At 49.2% G+C, this 18109-nt stretch carries 30 protein-coding genes; all 30 read right to left on the bottom strand.

Going from position 1 to position 18109, the window contains the following annotated elements; genetic code table 11:
* Positions 1-25 precede the first annotated feature (25 nt).
* The 30 genes from ACP15Y_RS00215 to rpsL all read right to left on the bottom strand — a co-directional run bounded on the left by ACP15Y_RS00215 (position 26) and on the right by rpsL (position 17824).
* A complete protein-coding gene (locus tag ACP15Y_RS00215; protein ID WP_424981008.1) occupies positions 26-1042 on the bottom strand; it encodes a DNA-directed RNA polymerase subunit alpha in 1017 nt (338 codons plus the stop codon).
* Positions 1043-1155: 113 nt separating this feature from the next.
* Positions 1156-1542 carry a 30S ribosomal protein S11 gene (rpsK, locus tag ACP15Y_RS00210; protein ID WP_027835128.1) on the bottom strand — a complete coding sequence of 129 codons (387 nt, stop codon included), beginning with the start codon at positions 1540-1542 and terminating at the stop codon, positions 1156-1158.
* Positions 1543-1635: 93 nt separating this feature from the next.
* Positions 1636-2004 (bottom strand): 30S ribosomal protein S13, encoded by a 369-nt coding sequence (gene rpsM, locus ACP15Y_RS00205; protein ID WP_424981007.1) that lies wholly within the window; start codon positions 2002-2004, stop codon positions 1636-1638.
* A 196-nt stretch (positions 2005-2200) separates the two neighbouring features.
* On the bottom strand, positions 2201-2773 hold the full coding sequence (locus ACP15Y_RS00200) for an adenylate kinase (RefSeq protein ID WP_424981006.1): 573 nt from the start codon (positions 2771-2773) through the stop codon (positions 2201-2203).
* Complete coding sequence (gene secY / locus ACP15Y_RS00195) at positions 2770-4107, bottom strand: preprotein translocase subunit SecY (protein WP_424981005.1); 1338 nt, start codon at positions 4105-4107, stop codon at positions 2770-2772. The genes ACP15Y_RS00200 and secY overlap by 4 nt, the downstream gene beginning before the upstream one ends.
* A 37-nt stretch (positions 4108-4144) precedes the next feature.
* Positions 4145-4615: a 50S ribosomal protein L15 gene (gene rplO, locus ACP15Y_RS00190; protein ID WP_424981003.1), complete on the bottom strand. Its 471-nt coding sequence runs from the start codon at positions 4613-4615 to the stop codon at positions 4145-4147.
* Positions 4616-4629: 14 nt separating this feature from the next.
* Entirely contained in the window at positions 4630-4818 is a 189-nt protein-coding gene (rpmD, locus tag ACP15Y_RS00185) for a 50S ribosomal protein L30 (RefSeq protein ID WP_027835123.1), read from the bottom strand.
* Positions 4819-4849: 31 nt separating this feature from the next.
* Positions 4850-5392, bottom strand: coding sequence for a 30S ribosomal protein S5 (gene rpsE / locus ACP15Y_RS00180; RefSeq protein WP_133571221.1), 543 nt, complete (start codon positions 5390-5392; stop codon positions 4850-4852).
* A 52-nt stretch (positions 5393-5444) separates the two neighbouring features.
* Positions 5445-5798, bottom strand: a complete 354-nt coding sequence (gene rplR / locus ACP15Y_RS00175) for a 50S ribosomal protein L18 (RefSeq protein ID WP_424981002.1) — start codon at positions 5796-5798, stop codon at positions 5445-5447.
* Between the two features lie 12 nt (positions 5799-5810).
* A complete protein-coding gene (gene rplF, locus ACP15Y_RS00170; RefSeq protein WP_424981001.1) occupies positions 5811-6344 on the bottom strand; it encodes a 50S ribosomal protein L6 in 534 nt (177 codons plus the stop codon).
* Between the two features lie 60 nt (positions 6345-6404).
* The gene (gene rpsH, locus ACP15Y_RS00165; protein WP_424981000.1) at positions 6405-6803 is read right to left on the bottom strand and encodes a 30S ribosomal protein S8; all 399 of its coding nucleotides are present in this window, start codon (positions 6801-6803) and stop codon (positions 6405-6407) included.
* 13 nt (positions 6804-6816) lie between these two features.
* Positions 6817-7122, bottom strand: a complete 306-nt coding sequence (gene rpsN / locus ACP15Y_RS00160) for a 30S ribosomal protein S14 (RefSeq protein WP_424980999.1) — start codon at positions 7120-7122, stop codon at positions 6817-6819.
* 35 nt (positions 7123-7157) lie between these two features.
* A complete protein-coding gene (gene rplE / locus ACP15Y_RS00155) occupies positions 7158-7712 on the bottom strand; it encodes a 50S ribosomal protein L5 (protein ID WP_424980998.1) in 555 nt (184 codons plus the stop codon).
* Positions 7705-8019 carry a 50S ribosomal protein L24 gene (gene rplX, locus ACP15Y_RS00150; protein ID WP_424980997.1) on the bottom strand — a complete coding sequence of 105 codons (315 nt, stop codon included), beginning with the start codon at positions 8017-8019 and terminating at the stop codon, positions 7705-7707. The genes rplE and rplX overlap by 8 nt, the downstream gene beginning before the upstream one ends.
* Positions 8020-8021: 2 nt before the next feature.
* Positions 8022-8390 (bottom strand): 50S ribosomal protein L14, encoded by a 369-nt coding sequence (rplN, locus tag ACP15Y_RS00145; RefSeq protein ID WP_133571228.1) that lies wholly within the window; start codon positions 8388-8390, stop codon positions 8022-8024.
* A gap of 75 nt (positions 8391-8465) precedes the next feature.
* On the bottom strand, positions 8466-8699 hold the full coding sequence (gene rpsQ, locus ACP15Y_RS00140; RefSeq protein WP_424980995.1) for a 30S ribosomal protein S17: 234 nt from the start codon (positions 8697-8699) through the stop codon (positions 8466-8468).
* A 10-nt stretch (positions 8700-8709) separates the two neighbouring features.
* Complete coding sequence (rpmC, locus tag ACP15Y_RS00135; protein ID WP_236114255.1) at positions 8710-8907, bottom strand: 50S ribosomal protein L29; 198 nt, start codon at positions 8905-8907, stop codon at positions 8710-8712.
* Positions 8908-8919: 12 nt separating this feature from the next.
* Entirely contained in the window at positions 8920-9333 is a 414-nt protein-coding gene (gene rplP / locus ACP15Y_RS00130; RefSeq protein ID WP_424980994.1) for a 50S ribosomal protein L16, read from the bottom strand.
* A 14-nt stretch (positions 9334-9347) separates the two neighbouring features.
* A complete protein-coding gene (gene rpsC, locus ACP15Y_RS00125; RefSeq protein ID WP_424980993.1) occupies positions 9348-10070 on the bottom strand; it encodes a 30S ribosomal protein S3 in 723 nt (240 codons plus the stop codon).
* On the bottom strand, positions 10070-10450 hold the full coding sequence (gene rplV, locus ACP15Y_RS00120) for a 50S ribosomal protein L22 (protein ID WP_236114257.1): 381 nt from the start codon (positions 10448-10450) through the stop codon (positions 10070-10072). Before rplV ends, rpsC begins: the two co-directional genes overlap by 1 nt.
* Positions 10451-10452: 2 nt before the next feature.
* Positions 10453-10731, bottom strand: a complete 279-nt coding sequence (rpsS, locus tag ACP15Y_RS00115) for a 30S ribosomal protein S19 (protein ID WP_027835109.1) — start codon at positions 10729-10731, stop codon at positions 10453-10455.
* A 6-nt stretch (positions 10732-10737) separates the two neighbouring features.
* Positions 10738-11577, bottom strand: coding sequence for a 50S ribosomal protein L2 (rplB, locus tag ACP15Y_RS00110; protein ID WP_424980992.1), 840 nt, complete (start codon positions 11575-11577; stop codon positions 10738-10740).
* A gap of 17 nt (positions 11578-11594) precedes the next feature.
* Positions 11595-11888 (bottom strand): 50S ribosomal protein L23, encoded by a 294-nt coding sequence (locus ACP15Y_RS00105; RefSeq protein ID WP_133571236.1) that lies wholly within the window; start codon positions 11886-11888, stop codon positions 11595-11597.
* Complete coding sequence (gene rplD, locus ACP15Y_RS00100) at positions 11885-12505, bottom strand: 50S ribosomal protein L4 (protein WP_424980991.1); 621 nt, start codon at positions 12503-12505, stop codon at positions 11885-11887. Before rplD ends, ACP15Y_RS00105 begins: the two co-directional genes overlap by 4 nt.
* The gene (gene rplC, locus ACP15Y_RS00095; protein WP_424980990.1) at positions 12505-13212 is read right to left on the bottom strand and encodes a 50S ribosomal protein L3; all 708 of its coding nucleotides are present in this window, start codon (positions 13210-13212) and stop codon (positions 12505-12507) included. Before rplC ends, rplD begins: the two co-directional genes overlap by 1 nt.
* Positions 13213-13236: 24 nt before the next feature.
* Entirely contained in the window at positions 13237-13545 is a 309-nt protein-coding gene (gene rpsJ, locus ACP15Y_RS00090; RefSeq protein WP_133571239.1) for a 30S ribosomal protein S10, read from the bottom strand.
* Between the two features lie 66 nt (positions 13546-13611).
* Entirely contained in the window at positions 13612-14802 is a 1191-nt protein-coding gene (gene tuf / locus ACP15Y_RS00085; protein WP_424980977.1) for an elongation factor Tu, read from the bottom strand.
* 50 nt (positions 14803-14852) lie between these two features.
* A complete protein-coding gene (gene fusA / locus ACP15Y_RS00080) occupies positions 14853-16946 on the bottom strand; it encodes an elongation factor G (RefSeq protein ID WP_424980989.1) in 2094 nt (697 codons plus the stop codon).
* Between the two features lie 21 nt (positions 16947-16967).
* Positions 16968-17438, bottom strand: coding sequence for a 30S ribosomal protein S7 (gene rpsG, locus ACP15Y_RS00075; protein WP_424980988.1), 471 nt, complete (start codon positions 17436-17438; stop codon positions 16968-16970).
* A 14-nt stretch (positions 17439-17452) separates the two neighbouring features.
* Entirely contained in the window at positions 17453-17824 is a 372-nt protein-coding gene (gene rpsL / locus ACP15Y_RS00070) for a 30S ribosomal protein S12 (RefSeq protein WP_027836110.1), read from the bottom strand.
* Positions 17825-18109: the final 285 nt, after the last annotated feature.

The raw sequence follows: 18109 nt of genomic DNA, 5'->3' as shown, positions 1-18109 counted from the left end.
TCAACTCAATGCGGGACGTTCAAGATCAATAATGATCTTCAAAACGCTTCGCGAGATCTTCAATGTTTTCAGGCGGCCAGTTGGCTACATCCATACCAAGATGCAAGCCCATTTGCGCCAGAACTTCTTTAATTTCATTCAGTGATTTACGGCCAAAGTTCGGTGTGCGCAACATTTCCGCTTCCGACTTCTGGATCAAATCACCAATGTATACGATATTGTCGTTCTTCAAGCAGTTTGCTGAACGAACTGACAATTCAAGCTCATCAACTTTCTTGAGCAAGGCTGGGTTGAACGCCAATTCTGGGATGGCATCTTCAACAACCTCTTTTTCAGGCTCTTCAAAGTTCACGAACACATTCAACTGATCCTGCAAGATACGCGCAGCAAAAGCTACAGCATCTTCAGGTGTCACCGCACCGTTGGTCTCCACAGTCAAGTTCAACTTGTCATAGTCAAGCACTTGACCTTCACGTGTGTTCTCAACTTTATAAGAAACACGCTTGATAGGTGAGAACAGTGCATCCACTGCAACATGACCGATCGGCGCATCTTCAGGACGGTTGCGATCAGCTGGCACATAGCCTTTGCCAGTGCCAACAGTGAATTCCATATTGATATCTGCACCATCATCGAGGTGGCACAAAACCAATTCTGGGTTCAAAATCTCAATGTCGCCTGTTGTTTCAATGTCACCAGCGAGTACCGCACCTGGGCCCTTTTTGGTCAATGACAGACGCTTTGGTCCCTCATCTTCCATCCGGATCGCGATGTCTTTAACATTGAGCACCATATCGGTTACGTCTTCGCGCACACCGGCAACTGAAGAGAACTCGTGCAACACGCCATCAATTTGGATGGCTGTTACTGCAGCACCTTGCAGCGAAGACAGCAAAACACGACGCAAAGCATTGCCCAATGTCAAACCGAAACCTCTTTCCAAAGGCTCGGCCACAATGGTGGCAACGCGCGCCGGGTCATTTCCCGGTACAATGTCCAGCTTCGTCGGCTTAATCAATTCCTGCCAGTTTTTCTGGATCATTATAGTTTAACCCTTTCCCTATGCGACACATCCGCCAATGCTCGCATTGAAATGTAAGAACCTATTGAGTTGCCCAATCGATTAATTGGCCAAAATGGGCAATTCCCAATAAACTACACGCGACGCCGTTTGCGTGGACGACAGCCGTTGTGTGGAATGGAGGTTACGTCACGAATGCTTGTGACGGTAAAACCAGCAGCTTGCAACGCACGCAGCGCTGATTCACGACCAGAACCTGGGCCACAAACTTCAACTTCCAAAGTTTTCATGCCATGCTCTTGGGCTTTCTTCGCGGCATCTTCGCCAGCAACCTGAGCAGCGTATGGAGTTGATTTCCGTGAGCCTTTAAAGCCCATGGTACCAGCAGAAGACCAAGCAATGGCGTTGCCTTGTACATCTGTGATGGTAATCATGGTGTTGTTAAAAGTAGAATTTACGTGTGCAACACCGGAAGTAATATTTTTTCGTTCGCGACGGCGAACACGAGCTTCTTTAGCCATTCTTTTTCCTTAAAGCGATCTCAACGCCACTGCACTTTTAAGCGGTGGCTCCACCGAACAAAAGGCACCTCAATAATGAAGCGCCTTTCAGATTTACTTTTTCTTGCCTGCGATTGGTTTCGCAGGGCCCTTACGTGTACGCGCATTGTTGTGCGTATTTTGACCACGTACGGGAAGACCACGACGGTGACGCAACCCACGATAGTTACCAAGATCCATCAAACGCTTGATGTTCATAGCAACAGAGCGACGCAAGTCACCTTCTACAATGTAGTCACTGTCAATTGTTTCACGAATCTGAATCACTTCGGCATCAGAAAGTTCGTTCACACGACGTTCAGCCGCGATACCAACTTTGCCACAGATTTCAGACGCTTTTGTTGCACCAATCCCGTGAATGTACTGAAGCGCGATTTCTACACGCTTATTCGTTGGGATATTGACGCCAGCAATACGAGCCACGTCCCTGATCTCCTTAGTTAATGCAAATTGTCTTTTGCAATTTGCGCCCAAACAACAACAAACGACCGGAACCCCGATCCCTTGCTTTTTTCAAGAAACCGAACCCAGTCTTTCGCATTGCGTATGACTAAGCGCGGTTCATAACCGAGTTTTGGGCTATAAGTCAACACGCTTATCAGCCCAAATGCTCCAAATTTTAGTCTGCGTTAAGTGCGGACATTATTGAGGCTGTGACTTCATCGATTCCAGCCATGCCGTCAACACTTTTCAGCATCCCTTTGGCTGAATAATACTCAACCAGTGGGGCGGTAAGTTCTTCATAGACTTCAAGGCGGTTGCGCAACACGTCTTCATTGTCGTCAGCACGCGCGCCGCCATTCTCCTCTGCCCGCTTCAAAATGCGACCAACCAGAATGTCAGCGTCCGCGCGAATCTCTACGACCGCATCAAGAGCAATGCCCTTCTCTTCCAACAACTCGCCAAGCGCTTCAGCTTGACCAGTCGTGCGGGGGAAGCCATCCAAAATGAAACCATTGGCGCAATCATCTTCGTCAATACGATCTGAGATAATGCCAACCACGATTTCATCCGGCACCAAATCACCGCGAGCAATCATATCCTTGACCTTCAGGCCAAGCTCTGTTTCCGCTGCAATCGCTGCACGCAACATATCACCAGTGGACAATTGCGGGATGTTGAACTTCTCCATCAAGAACTGGGCTTGCGTCCCCTTCCCCGCACCCGGCGGGCCCAACAAAATCAGCCTCATTTTTTCCGACGTCCTCCCAAACGAGATTTCTTCACCAAGCCCTCATATTGCTGCGCAATCAAATGGCTTTGTACTTGTGAAATCGTATCCAGTGTTACGGTCACCATAATCAGGAGCGATGTGCCGCCCAAGAATGCTGAAACGCCTAACTGCGAGACTAAAACCTCTGGGATCAGAGCGACCGCAGTCAGATAGATTGCGCCCACCAATGTGATCCGCGTCAGCACATAATCCACATGCTGTGCGGTCCGCTCACCCGGACGGATCCCTGGGATAAAACCACCGGACTTTTTCAAGTTATCGGCTGTTTCCGTGGGGTTAAACACGATCGAAGTGTAATAGAACGCAAAGAAAAAGATCAAAAATGCGAACAGCGCGAGATAGAGCGGCTGACCACGACCCAACACCGCAGACACTGTGGTCAACCATGTTGGTGCATTACCTTGCGCTGCAAAACCAGCCATTGTGGCAGGCAACAACAGCAATGAAGATGCAAAGATCACAGGAATAACGCCAGCAGTGTTCAGCTTAAGGGGCAAGTGAGATGTGTCCCCTTGGAACATCTTATTGCCAACCTGACGCTTTGGATATTGCACCAATAGCCGCCGCTGGGCTCTTTCGAAGAACACAATGACCGCAATCACCACAATCGCCAGCACCAAAAGCCCGACAACACCGAGTGTTGGCAACGCGCCAGTCCGGCTCAGCTCAAGGGTTTGCGCAATCGCAGTCGGCAATGTTGCCACAATACCTGCGAAAATAATCAACGAGATACCGTTACCCACGCCACGCGCTGTCACTTGTTCACCAAGCCACATCAAGAACATGGTACCACCCACAAGAGTGATCACAGTAGATAGACGGAAGAACCAACCAGGATTGGTCACAACCCCTTCACTGGCCTCAAGGCCAACGGCAATACCGTATGCCTGCAAAGCACAGAAAACCACCGCCAGATAGCGAGTATATTGGTTGATCTTACGACGCCCCTGCTCGCCCTCTTTCTTGAGTTGCTCAAGACGAGTCGACGCAGTGGTCAGCACCTGGATCACAATCGAGGCGGTAATGTAAGGAATAAGGTTCAGCGCGAAAATCGCCATCCGCTCAACCGCACCGCCGGCAAACATGTTGAACATGCCAAAAATGCCGTTTTGCGCACGATCGAAGGTGGCCGCAAAAGCGTCCCCATCAATGCCTGGAATTGGAATAAATGTACCGAACCGATAGACCAAAAGCGCACCCAGGGTAAACAGGATGCGCTGTTGAAGGTCTTTTGCCTTGGCAAAGGTCGAAAAATTCATATTTCGGGCAAGTTGTTCTGCTGCCGAAGCCATAAACCTTAATCCTCAATAAATGAGAGGTAGCGGCGAATTATTCCGCCGCCGCTGGAAGATCGATTTTGCCGCCAGCAGCTTCAACAGCTGCTTGGGCACCTTTTGACGCATGGTCAACTTTAAAGGTCACTTTAGACGCTTTAAACTCGCCACCAGCAATCAAACGCACACCGTCTTTCGCACGACGAATAACGCCGGCTTCAACAAGTGCTTTCGCGTCGATCACACCTTTGGCGTCAAGCTTGCCTGAATCAATCGCAGTTTGAATGCGATCAAGACGTACGGCATTGAACTTTTTCGCGAACGGATTGTTAAACCCGCGCTTAGGCATTTGCTGGATCAAGTTTGTCTGCTCACCACGGAATCCGTTCACGGATACACCTGAGCGTGACTTTTGACCCTTTACACCGCGGCCACCGGTTTTGCCTTTACCAGAACCAATACCACGACCAATGCGTGTGCGGTTCTTTGTGGCACCTTTATTGTCGGCCAACTCATTCAGTCGCATGACAAAACCCTTTATTACTTCTCGTCGACAACGCGCACGAGATGCGAAACTTTTTTGATCATCCCACGCACAGCTGGAGTATCTTCCAGCGTACGGCGACGATGCATCTTGTTCAAACCAAGACCAACAAGCGTGGCACGTTGATCTTGTGTCCGGCGGATCGGGCTACCAATCTGCTCAACAGTTACTGTTTTTTCAGCCATTTCTCAACTCCGTAAACGTCAGTGGCGCGGGTTACGCACTCACCTGTTCGCCAACGTCAGATTCCCGGCGACGACCTTGAATTTCAGAAACCTTCAAACCACGACGCGCAGCAACTGAGCGAGGGCTATCCAGATTTTTCAAAGCATCAAATGTTGCCCGAACCATGTTATATGGGTTTGCTGAGCCTTGTGATTTGGCCACAATGTCCGCAATGCCGAGTGTTTCAAACACCGCACGCATTGGACCACCAGCAATAATACCCGTACCAGCAGGTGCCGCACGCAAGAATACCTTGCCCGCACCGTGGCGACCCGCCACATCGTGGTGCAATGTACGCGCTTCACGCAATGGTACACGGATCATTTGACGTTTGGCTTGCTCAGTTGCCTTACGGATCGCTTCAGGCACCTCACGTGCCTTACCATGACCGAAACCAACACGGCCCTTTTGATCACCAACCACAACAAGTGCAGCAAAGCCGAAACGACGGCCGCCTTTCACCACTTTCGCCACGCGATTGATGTGGACCAGGCGATCAACAAATTCGCTATCGCGCTCTTGATTGTCTCTCATCGTCTCAACCAGTTCTCTTTAAATTCAATTTTGTTTTGGCCATCGCGTTCATTTAGAAGCGCAGCCCGCCCTCACGTGCAGCATCTGCCAATGCTTTCACGCGGCCGTGATAAAGATATTCACCACGATCGAAGATCACGTCACCAACGCCAGCTTTCACTGCACGTTCAGCAACCAGCTTACCAACTTGCTCTGCGGCTTGTTGGTTGCTGCCATTTTCAACTTTCAGATCTTTGTCCAAAGTTGATGCGGCAGCCAATGTGTGACCGGTCGTATCATCAATGATCTGAGCATAAATGTTCTTGCCTGAACGGAAAACCGACAAACGTGGACGACCATTTGCGCGCAAACGAATTGCGCGACGTACTCTCGCCTTGCGGCGGTCTTTGCTAGACATATTCGCCATTCTCTTGCGCCCTTACTTCTTCTTACCTTCTTTGCGGAAGATATATTCGTCCTCGTAACGGATACCTTTGCCTTTATAGGGCTCTGGTGGCCGGTACTCACGGATATTGGCAGCAACCTGCCCAACCGCTTGTTTATCAATGCCTGAAACAATAATTTCAGTAGGTTGCGGCGCTTCAAGCTTAATGCCTTCAGGAGCCTTGAAAATCACATCATGTGAAAAGCCAAGAGCCAACTTCAGGTCATTGCCTTGCATTTGCGCACGAAAACCAACACCGTTGATTGCGAGCTTCTTCGTGAAACCCTCTTTCACACCAGTAACAATATTGTTCACCAATGTACGTGACATTCCCCATGCTGAACGCGCTTCTTTGCTATCGTTCACAGGAGTGACCTGGACACCCTCGTCGGTCATTTCAACTGTCACCAAGTCAACCAAATCAACAGACAATTCGCCCTTAGGGCCCTTTGCCTTAACCGTCTGGCCCTCGATTGTGACCGTCACACCATCTACAGGGGCGACTGGTTTCTTGCCAATACGCGACATGTTCTTTTGCCTTTTCGGTTCAAACCGTAGCTTAATAGTGAGATCAGTGTGTTTAACGCCTTAAAAGACGCGACACAACACTTCACCACCAACGTTATTTTGACGTGCTTCGTGGTCGGCCATCACACCCTTAGGTGTTGAAACGATGGATACCCCGAGGCCGTTTGCAACTTGCGGAATGTTCTTCACAGAAGCGTACACACGACGACCTGGCTTTGAAACACGTTGGATTTCGCGGATCACTGGTTGCGAGTCGAGATATTTCAACTCAACATTATACTCAGCAGAGCCGTTTTCAAATTCGGTCACGCTATAGCCACGAATGAAGCCCTCAGACTTCAATACGTCCAAAACTCGTGCCCGCAATTTAGATGCAGGTGTAGTAACAGTAGTCCGGTTACGCATTTGGGCATTCCGGATACGTGTCAACATATCACCAAGCGGATCAGTAAAACTCATCGCTTATGTCTCCTTACCAGCTCGACTTAACGAGGCCAGGAATCTTACCTTGGTTGCCCAGTTCACGTAGCGAAATACGTGACATTTTGAGCTTACGGTAAAAGCCACGTGGCCGACCTGTAACTTCACAACGATTGCGTACACGAACAGCTGCACTGTTGCGTGGCAATTCAGCCAACTTCAATGTTGCAGCGAAACGCTCTTCAATTGGAAGAGAACGATCGTCAACAATCGCCTTCAGAGAAGCACGTTTGTCGGCATATTTATCTGCCAACCGACGCTTTTTCTCGTTATTTTCTACGGCGCTTTTCTTTGCCATCTTCTTTGATCCTTATTCGATCGTCTCGTTCGTCACTACTGACGGAACGGGAAGTTAAAGCCTTTAAGAAGCGCCAGGGCTTCTTCATCGGTGTTTGCAGTGGTGCACACGATAATGTCCATACCCCACATTTGATCAACTTGGTCGTAATTGATCTCTGGGAATACGATGTGCTCTTTAATGCCCATTGCAAAGTTGCCGCGGCCGTCAAAGCTCTTTGGGTTCAAGCCACGAAAGTCCCGAACGCGAGGCAAAGCAATGTTCACCAAACGATCAACAAATTCGTACATACGTGTCTTGCGCAAAGTCACTTTAACACCCAAAGGCATTTCTTCACGAACCTTGAAGCCCGCGATAGACTTTTTCGCATACGTAATGACAGGCTTTTGACCAGCGATTGCTTCCATATCAGCCAAGGCGGATTTAACCTTCTTGGTGTCATTTACAGCTTCGCCAACACCCATGTTCAAAACCACTTTTTCCAACTTTGGAATTTCTAAGTGGTTTTGGTAATTAAACTGGTCAGTCAGGCCAGTGCGCACTTCTTCATTATAGTGAGTGCGCAGACGTGGGACGTAATTCTCAGCCATCGATCACATCTCCTGAACGCTTAGCAACGCGTTTCTTTTCGCCATCTTTGACCACAAAACCAACGCGAGTTGCTTTGTTTTCTTTTGGGTCAACCAATGCAATGTTTGACAAGTGGATTGGCGCTTCTTTGTTCAAGATGCCGCCTTCACTTGTTTGGCTTGCACGCTGATGACGTTTCACCAAATTCACACCTTGAACAACGGCGCGGTTCTCGGCTGGCGCAATGCGCAAAACTTCACCAGTTTTGCCTTTGTCGCGGCCAGTCAAAACGATAACCTTGTCGCCTTTTTTAATCTTGGCAGCCATGGTTACAGCACCTCCGGCGCAAGTGAGACAATCTTCATGTGGTTCTTTGAGCGCAATTCACGAGGAACTGGTCCAAAGATACGTGTGCCGATTGGCTCTTTATTGTTGTTCACCAAAACCGCTGCGTTGCGGTCAAAACGGATCACGGTACCATCAGGGCGGCGAATATCTTTCGCTGTACGCACAACAACTGCACGCATCACTTGACCCTTCTTAACGCGGCCACGCGGAATAGCTTCTTTAACGGACACAACAATGATGTCACCCACAGAAGCGTATTTACGCTTAGAGCCGCCCAGCACCTTGATGCACATAACACGACGCGCACCGGAATTATCCGCGACATCGAGATTCGTCTGCATCTGAATCATGACTGGCTGCCTTCTATACTTTGGTTGATTCTACACAACCGATTTTCAACATTCATTCCGATATTCAAAAGCTCTTTAAGAAGCCTGAATAACGGCCCATCTTTTATTCTTTGAAATTGGTGCACATTCTTGAATTTGTACAAGATCACCAACTTTGGCCGCATTCGCTTCGTCATGCGCCTGATATTTTTTTGAACGACGAACTGTCTTTTTCAAAAGTGGGTGCGTAAAACGACGTTCAACACGTACCACAACAGTTTTCTCGTTCTTGTCAGAGACCACAGTCCCTTGCAATATACGCTTTGGCATCAAAACGCTCCTACTGGCCCGCTACGCTTTTTTCGCGCAGGATGGTCTTAATCCGAGCAATGTCACGGCGAACCTGCCGAACACGCGCGGTATTTTCAAGCTGCTGGGTTGCGCGTTGAAAACGCAGATTGAACTGCTCTTTTTTCAAATCAACCAACTCTTGCTTTAGCTCGTCTGCGGTTTTTGTCCGCACTTCACTCGCATTCATGAGACGTGCCCCTTAGTCCGCAATACGGGTAACAACCCGTGTTTTGATCGGCAACTTCATTGCAGCCAAGCGCAAAGCTTCGCGAGCAACTTCATCCGATACACCATCAATTTCAAACATTACCCGGCCCGGCTTAACACGCGCGGCCCAATAATCTGGTGAACCTTTACCTTTACCCATCCGAACTTCTGTAGGCTTAGAGCTGACAGGTACATCAGGAAATACGCGGATCCAAACACGACCAGCACGTTTCATGTGACGGGTCATTGCACGACGTGCAGCTTCGATCTGACGTGAGGTAACACGCTCAGGTTCTTGAGCTTTAAGGCCATGTGACCCAAAGTTCAATGTAAAACCACCTTTGGCAGCACCGTGGATGCGGCCTTTGTGCATTTTACGGAATTTTGTACGTTTAGGTTGCAGCATGATAAGTTAACTCCTTAGCCTGCAGCCTGCTGACGACGCTGACGCTGAGGCTTTTTATCGCCACCACCGCTCGCTTCAATCGCACGACGCTCGTGAGCCATTGGGTCATGTTCCAAGATTTCACCTTTAGAAATCCAAACTTTGATCCCGATGATCCCGAAAGTTGTTTCAGCTTCAGCAGTGCCGTAATCAATGTCAGCACGCAAAGTGTGCAAAGACACACGGCCTTCACGGTACCATTCAGTCCGCGCAATATCTGCGCCGCCCAAACGACCAGCAACGTTCACACGGATACCTTCAGCGCCCATACGCATAGCTGTTTGCACAGCACGCTTCATGGCACGACGGAAAGAAACCCGACGCTCAAGTTGCTGAGCAATGCCCTGTGCAACAAGGTTCGCATCTGTTTCAGGCTTACGTACTTCAACAATGTTGATGTGTACTTCTGAATCAGTAAACTTGCGGATTTTGCTGCGAAGCTTCTCGATGTCAGCACCCTTTTTACCGATAACGATGCCTGGACGTGCTGTATGAATAGACACGCGACATTTACGGTGTGGACGCTCAATCACGATTTTTGAAACCGCAGCTTGCTTAAGTTCCTTCTTAAGCATTTTGCGGATCTTCAAATCTTCCTGCAACAAGCTACCATATTCGCCTTTGTTAGCGAACCAGCGGCTGTCCCATGTCCGGTTAACACCAAGACGGAAACCGATTGGATTAATCTTGTGACCCATTATGCGGCCTCCTCGACTTCACGAACTACGATGGTCAAATGTGAGAAAGGCTTCAAAATCTTACCCACACGGCCACGTGCCCGCGGACGGAAACGCTTCATGACCAATGATTTGCCGACATATGCTTCAGCAACAACCAATGAATCTGTATCCAGACCGTGATTGTTCTCAGCATTGGCAATGGCGCTTTCCAATGTCTTTTTCACATCTTTTGCAATGCGCTTTTGAGAAAAGGTCAATTCGGCCAAAGCCTTCTCAACCTTTTTACCCCGGATAGCGCTTGCAACGAGGTTCAATTTCTGAGGGCTAGTGCGCAACATGCGCAATACAGCCCGCGCCTCATTGTCTTTAAGCGTACGCTCACGCTTTGGCTTACCCATTGTTACTTCCTCTTCGCCTTTTTGTCGGCGCCGTGGCCATAATAGGTACGAGATGGTGCGAATTCACCAAACTTGTGACCGATCATTTCCTCAGTTACGAGAACTGGTACGTGCTTCTGGCCGTTGTAAACACCAAAGTTGAGGCCCACAAACTGTGGCAAAATCGTTGAGCGACGGCTCCAGATTTTGATCACTTCGTGACGGCCGGACTCACGGACTTTCTCCGCTTTTTTGATCAGATATCCGTCAACAAACGGACCTTTCCAAACAGAACGTGCCATAGTGACCTACCTGCCCTTTTTCTGATGACGTGAACGAACAATAAATTTGTCCGTCTGTTTATTAGAGCGCGTACGCTTGCCTTTAGTTGGCTTACCCCAAGGCGTCACTGGGTGACGACCACCTGAAGTACGTCCTTCACCACCACCGTGTGGGTGATCGATCGGGTTCATGGCAACACCACGAACTTGAGGACGTTTGCCCAACCAACGCTTACGACCAGCTTTACCCAAATTTGTGTTTGAGTGGTCAGCGTTAGACACCGCACCAACAGTTGCCATGCAAGCGCCTGGTACCAAACGGGTCTCACCTGAGTTCAACCGCAAAATGGCCATGCCTTGGTCACGTCCAACATATTGCACATAAGTACCCGCAGAACGTGCGATCTGACCGCCTTTAAGAGGCTTCATCTCAACGTTGTGCACAATGGTACCCACTGGCATTTTTTCCAATGGCATCGCGTTGCCTGGCTTCACGTCAACATTGTTGCGTGAAGCTACAACCTTGTCACCAGCAGACAAACGCTGCGGCGCCAAGATGTAGGCTTGCTCGCCATCATCGTAATTTACAAGCGCGATGAAAGCTGTACGGTTTGGATCATATTCCAAACGCTCAACCGTGCCGACAACGTCATATTTACGACGTTTAAAATCGACGATACGGTAAGCACGCTTAACACCACCGCCCTGACGACGCATGGTAATACGGCCAGAATTGTTGCGACCGCCCTTGCTTGTCAGACCTTTAGTCAATTTCTTGACTGGACCGCCCTTCCAAAGTTCTGAACGGTCAATGCCGATCAGCGCACGTTGGCTTGGCGAGGTTGGATTATATTGCTTCAAAGCCATTTTCTAATCTTTCCTGCCTATAGTCCGGTCGCAATGTCAATTGACTGACCTTCAGCCAATGTCACAATTGCTTTCTTCACGTCTTTGCGCTGACCGATACGGCCGCGAAAACGCTTTTCCTTGCCTTTGCGGACCAAAGTGTTGACGGCTTTCACTTTTACAGAGAACAAGCCTTCAACCGCTGCCTTGATTTCAGGCTTGGTCGCATCAATCGCTACATCAAACACAACTTGGTTGTGCTCAGACGCATAGGTGGACTTTTCAGTCACAACCGGATTGCGAATAATATCGTATGCTTTCACCATGCTCATGAGAAACGAGCCTCCAAGCTTTCCAAAGCAGCCTTGGTCAACACCAACTTAGTGCGACGCAAAATGTCATAGACATTGATGCCTTGGGCAGGCAGCACATCGATGTGACCAATGTTCCGCGCAGCAAGCGCGAAGTTTTGATCCAACTCTGAACCACCAATGATCAGGGCATTATCAAGACCCAATTCACCGAACGCTTTTTTCAAAGCTGATGTTTTTGCGTCTTTAGCTTCTGCTTTGTCCAAAATCACCAAGTCACCTGACTTCGCTTTTGTTGACAAAGCATGCTTCAATGCCAATGCACGAACTTTCTTCGGCAACTCAATCGCGTGTGAGCGAGGAGTCGGGCCGAATGCACGACCACCACCGCGGAAAATTGGCACTTTGCGGTTACCGTGACGTGCGCCGCCTGAACCTTTTTGGCGAACAAATTTCTTTGTTGTGCCACGGATCTCAGAGCGGTTTTTCACGTCGTGAGTACCAGCCATTTTTTTCAACTGCTGGTAACGCACCATGCGGTGCAAAATGTCTTGACGAGGCTCAAGGCCGAAAACGTCTTCAGACAAAGTCACTTTACCAGCAGATTTGCCGTCAAGAGATACAACTGAAAGTTCCATTATTCAGCACTCCCTTCGGCTTGAGCTGTTTCAGCCACTTTGAAAGAACCAGGTGTCGGGGCATCAGCTGACGCAGGCTTCTTAACCGCATCACGAACCATAATCCAACCGCCTTTTGAACCAGGTACAGAGCCTTGAACCATGATCAAGCCGCGTTCAACGTCAACTTTCACAATCTTCAAGTTCTGAGTGGTTGTCCGAACAGCGCCCATGTGACCAGCCATCTTCTTACCTTTGAAGACTTTACCTGGATCTTGACACTGACCAGTCGAACCGTGGGCACGGTGAGAGATAGAAACACCGTGTGTTGCCCGCATACCACCAAAGTTGTGACGTTTCATCGCACCGGCAAAACCTTTACCGATTGATGTACCAGCCACATCCACAAACTGGCCAACATGGAAGTGATCAGCCAACATTTCGGCGCCAACTTCAATCATGTTGTCTTCGGAAACGCGGAATTCCGCAACTTTCCGTTTTGGTTCAACTTTTGCTACAGCAAAGTGACCACGGGCCGCTCTGCTTGTATTTTTTACTTTGGCTGTACCCGCACCCAATTGGAGTGCTGTATAACCATTTTTGTCCGCCGTCCGCTGAGCGACAACTTGGCAGTTCTGAAGACCAAGAACCGTTACAGGGACATCTCTGCCCTCTTCTGTAAAGATCCGGGTCATGCCCAGCTTCTGTGCGATCACACCTGAACGCATCGGTTTACACCTTTTTCTAAAGTTCTAAAGTTTGATCTCGACGTCCACACCGGCCGCCAAGTCCAACTTCATAAGCGCATCCACTGTCTGTGGAGTAGGTTCCACAATGTCCAAAAGACGCTTGTGAGTCCGAATTTCAAATTGTTCGCGGCTCTTCTTATCGATGTGCGGCGAACGGTTGACAGTGTATTTCTCAATTCGTGTAGGCAAAGGGATTGGGCCACGAACCTGAGCGCCTGTGCGCTTGGCAGTGTTCACAATCTCATGCGTTGAGCTATCGAGTACTCGATGATCGAACGCTTTCAGCCGGATACGAATGTTTTGACCATTCATGTCGATGTTTCCCGAAAAACACGCTGCGGCGCCCTAAAAGAACGCCGCAAAGCGCTTGTAAAATTACTACTCGATGATTTTGGCAACCACGCCGGCGCCAACAGTGCGACCACCTTCGCGGATAGCGAAGCGCAACTGATCTTCCATCGCGATTGGTACGATCAACTCAACATTGACCTCAACACGGTCACCAGGCATCACCATCTCGGTACCTTCTGGCAAAGTCACAACGCCGGTCACGTCAGTTGTACGGAAGTAGAACTGTGGACGGTAGTTGGTGAAGAATGGTGTGTGACGACCACCTTCGTCTTTGGTCAAAATGTACGCCTCACCAACAAATTTGGTGTGAGGTGTTACTGAACCTGGCTTACACAAAACCTGACCACGCTCAACTTGCTCACGGTCAATACCACGGATCAAAGCACCAATGTTGTCGCCTGCTTCACCGCTATCAAGCAGCTTGCGGAACATTTCAACACCAGTAACAGTGGTCTTTTGTGTGTCTTTAATGCCAACGATCTCAACTTCTTCGCCAACATTGATGATGCCACGCTCAACACGACCGGTAACAACTGTACCACGGCCTGAAATTGAGAACACATCTTCAATTGGCATCAAGAATGGCTGATCTTTTGGACGTGCTGGTGTTGGAACATATTCGTCAACAGCAGCCATCAACTCAAGAATCTTGTTCTTGCCGATTTCGTCGTCACGACCTTCCAAAGCAGCCAAAGCAGAGCCCGCTACAATCGGAATATCGTCGCCTGGGAATTCGTAAGAAGAAAGAAGCTCACGAACTTCCATTTCAACCAATTCCAAAAGCTCTTCGTCGTCAACTTGGTCAACTTTGTTCAAGAAAACAACCAATGCAGGAACGCCAACCTGACGTGCCAACAAAATGTGCTCACGTGTTTGTGGCATAGGGCCATCAGCTGCGTTCACAACCAAGATGCCGCCATCCATTTGAGCCGCACCAGTGATCATGTTTTTCACATAGTCAGCGTGGCCTGGGCAATCAACGTGTGCGTAGTGACGGTTTTCTGTCTCATACTCAACGTGGGCTGTTGAAATGGTAATACCACGGGCTTTTTCTTCAGGTGCCTTATCGATCTCGTCAAAAGCTGTACCTGTACCACCAGAGGCCTCTGACAATACTTTCGTAATCGCAGCGGTCAATGTTGTCTTACCATGGTCAACGTGACCAATAGTCCCAATGTTTACGTGCGGTTTCGTCCGCTCAAACTTTTCCTTCGCCATATCGCTCTCTCCGTATTTCGTTCAGCGTAGTGCTGGCGTTTCAATTCAAATTAACCGGCGTGTTTCGCCATGACTTCATCAGCCACATTTTGTGGCACTTGCTCGTAATGGCCAAACACCATGGTGAAGTTCGCACGACCTTGGCTCATTGAGCGCAAAGAGTTCACGTAACCAAACATGTTTGCCAAAGGCACGAAGGCGTCGATCACGGTCGCATTGCCGCGCACGTCTTGGCCCTGCACCTGCCCACGACGGGAGGTCAAATCACCGATGATTGAGCCGGTGTATTCTTCTGGGCTCACCACTTCAACTTTCATGATCGGCTCAAGAAGTTTAGGGCCAGCCTGGCGGATCGCCTCACGGAAGCCGGCACGACCGGCAATCTCAAAGGCCATCACAGAGGAGTCAACATCGTGGTATGCACCGTCGTTCAACACGAACTTCACGTCTACCAACGGGAAGCCTGCCAAAGGACCAGCGCCCATCACAGATTGGACACCTTTTTGAACACCTGGGATATATTCCTTAGGAACGTTACCGCCAACAACAGTGTCAGAGAAATCGAGGCCAACACCAGTTTCGCCAGGTTCAATAGTGAACTTAATGCGCGCAAACTGGCCTGAGCCACCTGATTGCTTCTTGTGTGTGTAATCGTGATCAACAGCACGTGTAATTGTCTCGCGATAGGCAACCTGAGGCTGACCAATATTCGCTTCAACTTTAAATTCACGCTTCATGCGATCTACAAGAATATCGAGGTGAAGTTCGCCCATACCAGCAATAATGGTCTGGCCGCTCTCTTCATCTGATTTCACACGGAAGCTAGGATCTTCAGCAGCCAAGCGGTTCAGGGCCAAGCCCATTTTCTCTTGGTCAGCTTTAGATTTCGGCTCAACCGCAATCTCAATAACTGGATCAGGGAATTCCATGCGCTCAAGAATAACTTTTGAGCTTGGTGTGCAAAGTGTATCGCCTGTTGTGGTTTGCTTCAAACCAACGATCGCAACAATGTCACCCGCATAGGCTTCTTGGATCTGCTCACGGCTGTTTGAGTGCATTTGGAACATACGACCAACGCGCTCTTTTTTCTCTTTAACCGTGTTTTCCAACGCGCCACCAGCTTCCAGAACACCTGAATAGATGCGGCAGAATGTCAACGTACCCATGTGTGGGTCGTTGGCAATCTTAAAGGCCAACATTGACAATGGCTCTTCGTCAGAAGCTTTACGAGAAACTTCTGCTTCAGTTGCCACATCAATACCCTTAATCGCAGGAATATCGACCGGTGAAGGCAAGAAATCAACCACTGCATCAAGAAGCGGCTGCACACCTTTGTTTTTAAAGGCAGAACCACAAAGTACTGGGAAGAATTCAACGTTCACTGTACCCTTACGGATCAATTCACGGATCTTATCATTGTCAGGCATTTCGCCTTCCAAATAAGCTTCCATAGCAGCTTCGTCTGCTTCAACAACAGTTTCGATCAACTGCTCGCGATATTCTTCAGCACGATCTTTAAGATCAGCAGGAATGTCTACGATGTCCCACTCAGCGCCAAGGTTCTCACCCTGCCACACATAGGCTTTCATCTCGATCAGATCGACAACACCAGCAAATTCGTTTTCAGCACCAATTGGCAACTGCAATACAACCGGAGTTGCACCCAGACGCTTTTTGATCATGTCTACTGAGTTGTAGAAGTCAGCGCCGATTTTGTCCATTTTGTTGACAAAGATCATGCGTGGAACTTCATACTTGTCAGCCTGACGCCAAACAGTCTCAGTTTGAGGCTCAACACCTGCGTTCGCATCAAGCAGTGCTACAGCACCGTCAAGTACGCGCAATGAACGCTCAACTTCAATTGTGAAGTCTACGTGACCTGGTGTGTCGATGATGTTGAAGCGACGCTTTTTGCCATCACGACCTTCCCAGAAGGTTGTTGTGGCCGCAGAGGTAATTGTAATACCCCGCTCCTGCTCTTGCTCCATCCAGTCCATGGTGGCAGCACCATCATGAACTTCACCGATTTTGTGGCTTTTGCCTGTATAGAACAAAATGCGCTCAGTTGTTGTGGTTTTACCCGCATCAATGTGCGCCATAATGCCAAAATTGCGATAGTCTTCGATCTTGTATTCGCGAGCCATGATCGTGATACCTTTAAAAACTTACCAGCGGTAATGTGAGAAGGCACGGTTGGCGTCTGCCATCCGGTGCGTATCTTCACGCTTCTTAACAGCCTGACCGCGACCATTGAGTGCATCGAGCAACTCACCAGACAAACGATCGACCATTGTGTTCTCACCACGGCTCCGTGCTGCACCGATCAACCAACGAATGGCCAATGCTTGCTGACGCTCCGAGCGCACTTCAACAGGAACCTGGTATGTTGCACCACCAACACGGCGTGAACGCACTTCAACCGCAGGACGCACATTGTCGAGGGCCTGATGGAACACCTCTACAGGGTCTTGCTTTGTGCGCGCTTCAACCGCATCAAATGCACCATATACAATACGCTCTGCGACAGACTTCTTACCGTCTACCATGAGCGAATTCATGAATTTCGTAACAACGAGATCACCGAATTTCGGATCCGGGTTGATCTCACGTTTTTCCGCGCGATGCCGACGTGACATTGAACGTAAACTCCTTACTTAGGCCGCTTAGCGCCGTATTTAGAACGACGCTGCTTACGATCCTTGACGCTTTGGGTATCCAAAACGCCACGCAAAATATGATACCGCACACCAGGAAGGTCACGGACACGACCGCCACGAATAAGAACAACAGAGTGCTCTTGAAGATTGTGGCCTTCACCCGGAATATAAGAAATAACTTCGCGCTGGTTGGTTAGACGCACTTTGGCGACCTTACGCAACGCTGAGTTAGGCTTCTTCGGGGTCGTTGTGTACACACGTGTGCAAACGCCGCGCTTTTGCGGGTTTGCTTCCATAGCAGGAACTTTGTTCCGCTTTGGCTTCGCCTGCCGAGGCTTGCGGATCAGCTGATTAATGGTCGGCATATTGCTCGAACCTTCTTTCCATCCGTTCAAAACTCAATTCACCAGATCACAACAATCAAATGGCGCTCCCCATCGGCCCAAAGGCACGGCGGCACCACATTAAAACAGAGGATCGCCAGGCTATTGACCCAGAGATCTTGTGTCTCGCTATTGTCGCGTCTGTTACCCGACGGTGTGTTTGAAGCATATGTGTTTGGGCTTTTTTGTTAGCCGAAACAGATCAAATGCTTCACGACCTACCGCGAAGGTAGGGCGTTACTAAATCGAACCGGGCTCTACGTCAAG

The sequence above is a fragment of the Maritalea sp. S77 genome (assembly GCF_049801075.1).
GTDB lineage: Bacteria > Pseudomonadota > Alphaproteobacteria > Rhizobiales > Devosiaceae > Maritalea.
Note: the sequence above shows the minus strand (reverse complement) of the source record. Positions and strands in the feature narration are given on the sequence as shown.

Coding starts and splice junctions, on each gene's coding strand:
- ACP15Y_RS00215 (WP_424981008.1), bottom strand. CDS start 1,042: ATGATCCAGAAAAACTGGCAGGAATTGATTAAGCCGACGAAGCTGGAC.
- rpsK (WP_027835128.1), bottom strand. CDS start 1,542: ATGGCTAAAGAAGCTCGTGTTCGCCGTCGCGAACGAAAAAATATTACT.
- ACP15Y_RS00200 (WP_424981006.1), bottom strand. CDS start 2,773: ATGAGGCTGATTTTGTTGGGCCCGCCGGGTGCGGGGAAGGGGACGCAA.
- secY (WP_424981005.1), bottom strand. CDS start 4,107: ATGGCTTCGGCAGCAGAACAACTTGCCCGAAATATGAATTTTTCGACC.
- rplO (WP_424981003.1), bottom strand. CDS start 4,615: ATGCGACTGAATGAGTTGGCCGACAATAAAGGTGCCACAAAGAACCGC.
- rpmD (WP_027835123.1), bottom strand. CDS start 4,818: ATGGCTGAAAAAACAGTAACTGTTGAGCAGATTGGTAGCCCGATCCGC.
- rpsE (WP_133571221.1), bottom strand. CDS start 5,392: ATGAGAGACAATCAAGAGCGCGATAGCGAATTTGTTGATCGCCTGGTC.
- rplR (WP_424981002.1), bottom strand. CDS start 5,798: ATGGCGAATATGTCTAGCAAAGACCGCCGCAAGGCGAGAGTACGTCGC.
- rplF (WP_424981001.1), bottom strand. CDS start 6,344: ATGTCGCGTATTGGCAAGAAACCAGTCGCCCCTGTAGATGGTGTGACG.
- rpsH (WP_424981000.1), bottom strand. CDS start 6,803: ATGAGTTTTACTGATCCGCTTGGTGATATGTTGACACGTATCCGGAAT.
- rpsN (WP_424980999.1), bottom strand. CDS start 7,122: ATGGCAAAGAAAAGCGCCGTAGAAAATAACGAGAAAAAGCGTCGGTTG.
- rplE (WP_424980998.1), bottom strand. CDS start 7,712: ATGGCTGAGAATTACGTCCCACGTCTGCGCACTCACTATAATGAAGAA.
- rplX (WP_424980997.1), bottom strand. CDS start 8,019: ATGGCTGCCAAGATTAAAAAAGGCGACAAGGTTATCGTTTTGACTGGC.
- rplN (WP_133571228.1), bottom strand. CDS start 8,390: ATGATTCAGATGCAGACGAATCTCGATGTCGCGGATAATTCCGGTGCG.
- rpsQ (WP_424980995.1), bottom strand. CDS start 8,699: ATGCCAAAGCGTATATTGCAAGGGACTGTGGTCTCTGACAAGAACGAG.
- rpmC (WP_236114255.1), bottom strand. CDS start 8,907: ATGAATGCGAGTGAAGTGCGGACAAAAACCGCAGACGAGCTAAAGCAA.
- rplP (WP_424980994.1), bottom strand. CDS start 9,333: ATGCTGCAACCTAAACGTACAAAATTCCGTAAAATGCACAAAGGCCGC.
- rpsC (WP_424980993.1), bottom strand. CDS start 10,070: ATGGGTCACAAGATTAATCCAATCGGTTTCCGTCTTGGTGTTAACCGG.
- rplV (WP_236114257.1), bottom strand. CDS start 10,450: ATGGGTAAGCCAAAGCGTGAGCGTACGCTTAAAGACAATGAGGCGCGG.
- rpsS (WP_027835109.1), bottom strand. CDS start 10,731: ATGGCACGTTCTGTTTGGAAAGGTCCGTTTGTTGACGGATATCTGATC.
- rplB (WP_424980992.1), bottom strand. CDS start 11,577: ATGGCTTTGAAGCAATATAATCCAACCTCGCCAAGCCAACGTGCGCTG.
- ACP15Y_RS00105 (WP_133571236.1), bottom strand. CDS start 11,888: ATGAGCATGGTGAAAGCATACGATATTATTCGCAATCCGGTTGTGACT.
- rplD (WP_424980991.1), bottom strand. CDS start 12,505: ATGGAACTTTCAGTTGTATCTCTTGACGGCAAATCTGCTGGTAAAGTG.
- rplC (WP_424980990.1), bottom strand. CDS start 13,212: ATGCGTTCAGGTGTGATCGCACAGAAGCTGGGCATGACCCGGATCTTT.
- rpsJ (WP_133571239.1), bottom strand. CDS start 13,545: ATGAATGGTCAAAACATTCGTATCCGGCTGAAAGCGTTCGATCATCGA.
- tuf (WP_424980977.1), bottom strand. CDS start 14,802: ATGGCGAAGGAAAAGTTTGAGCGGACGAAACCGCACGTAAACATTGGG.
- fusA (WP_424980989.1), bottom strand. CDS start 16,946: ATGGCTCGCGAATACAAGATCGAAGACTATCGCAATTTTGGCATTATG.
- rpsG (WP_424980988.1), bottom strand. CDS start 17,438: ATGTCACGTCGGCATCGCGCGGAAAAACGTGAGATCAACCCGGATCCG.
- rpsL (WP_027836110.1), bottom strand. CDS start 17,824: ATGCCGACCATTAATCAGCTGATCCGCAAGCCTCGGCAGGCGAAGCCA.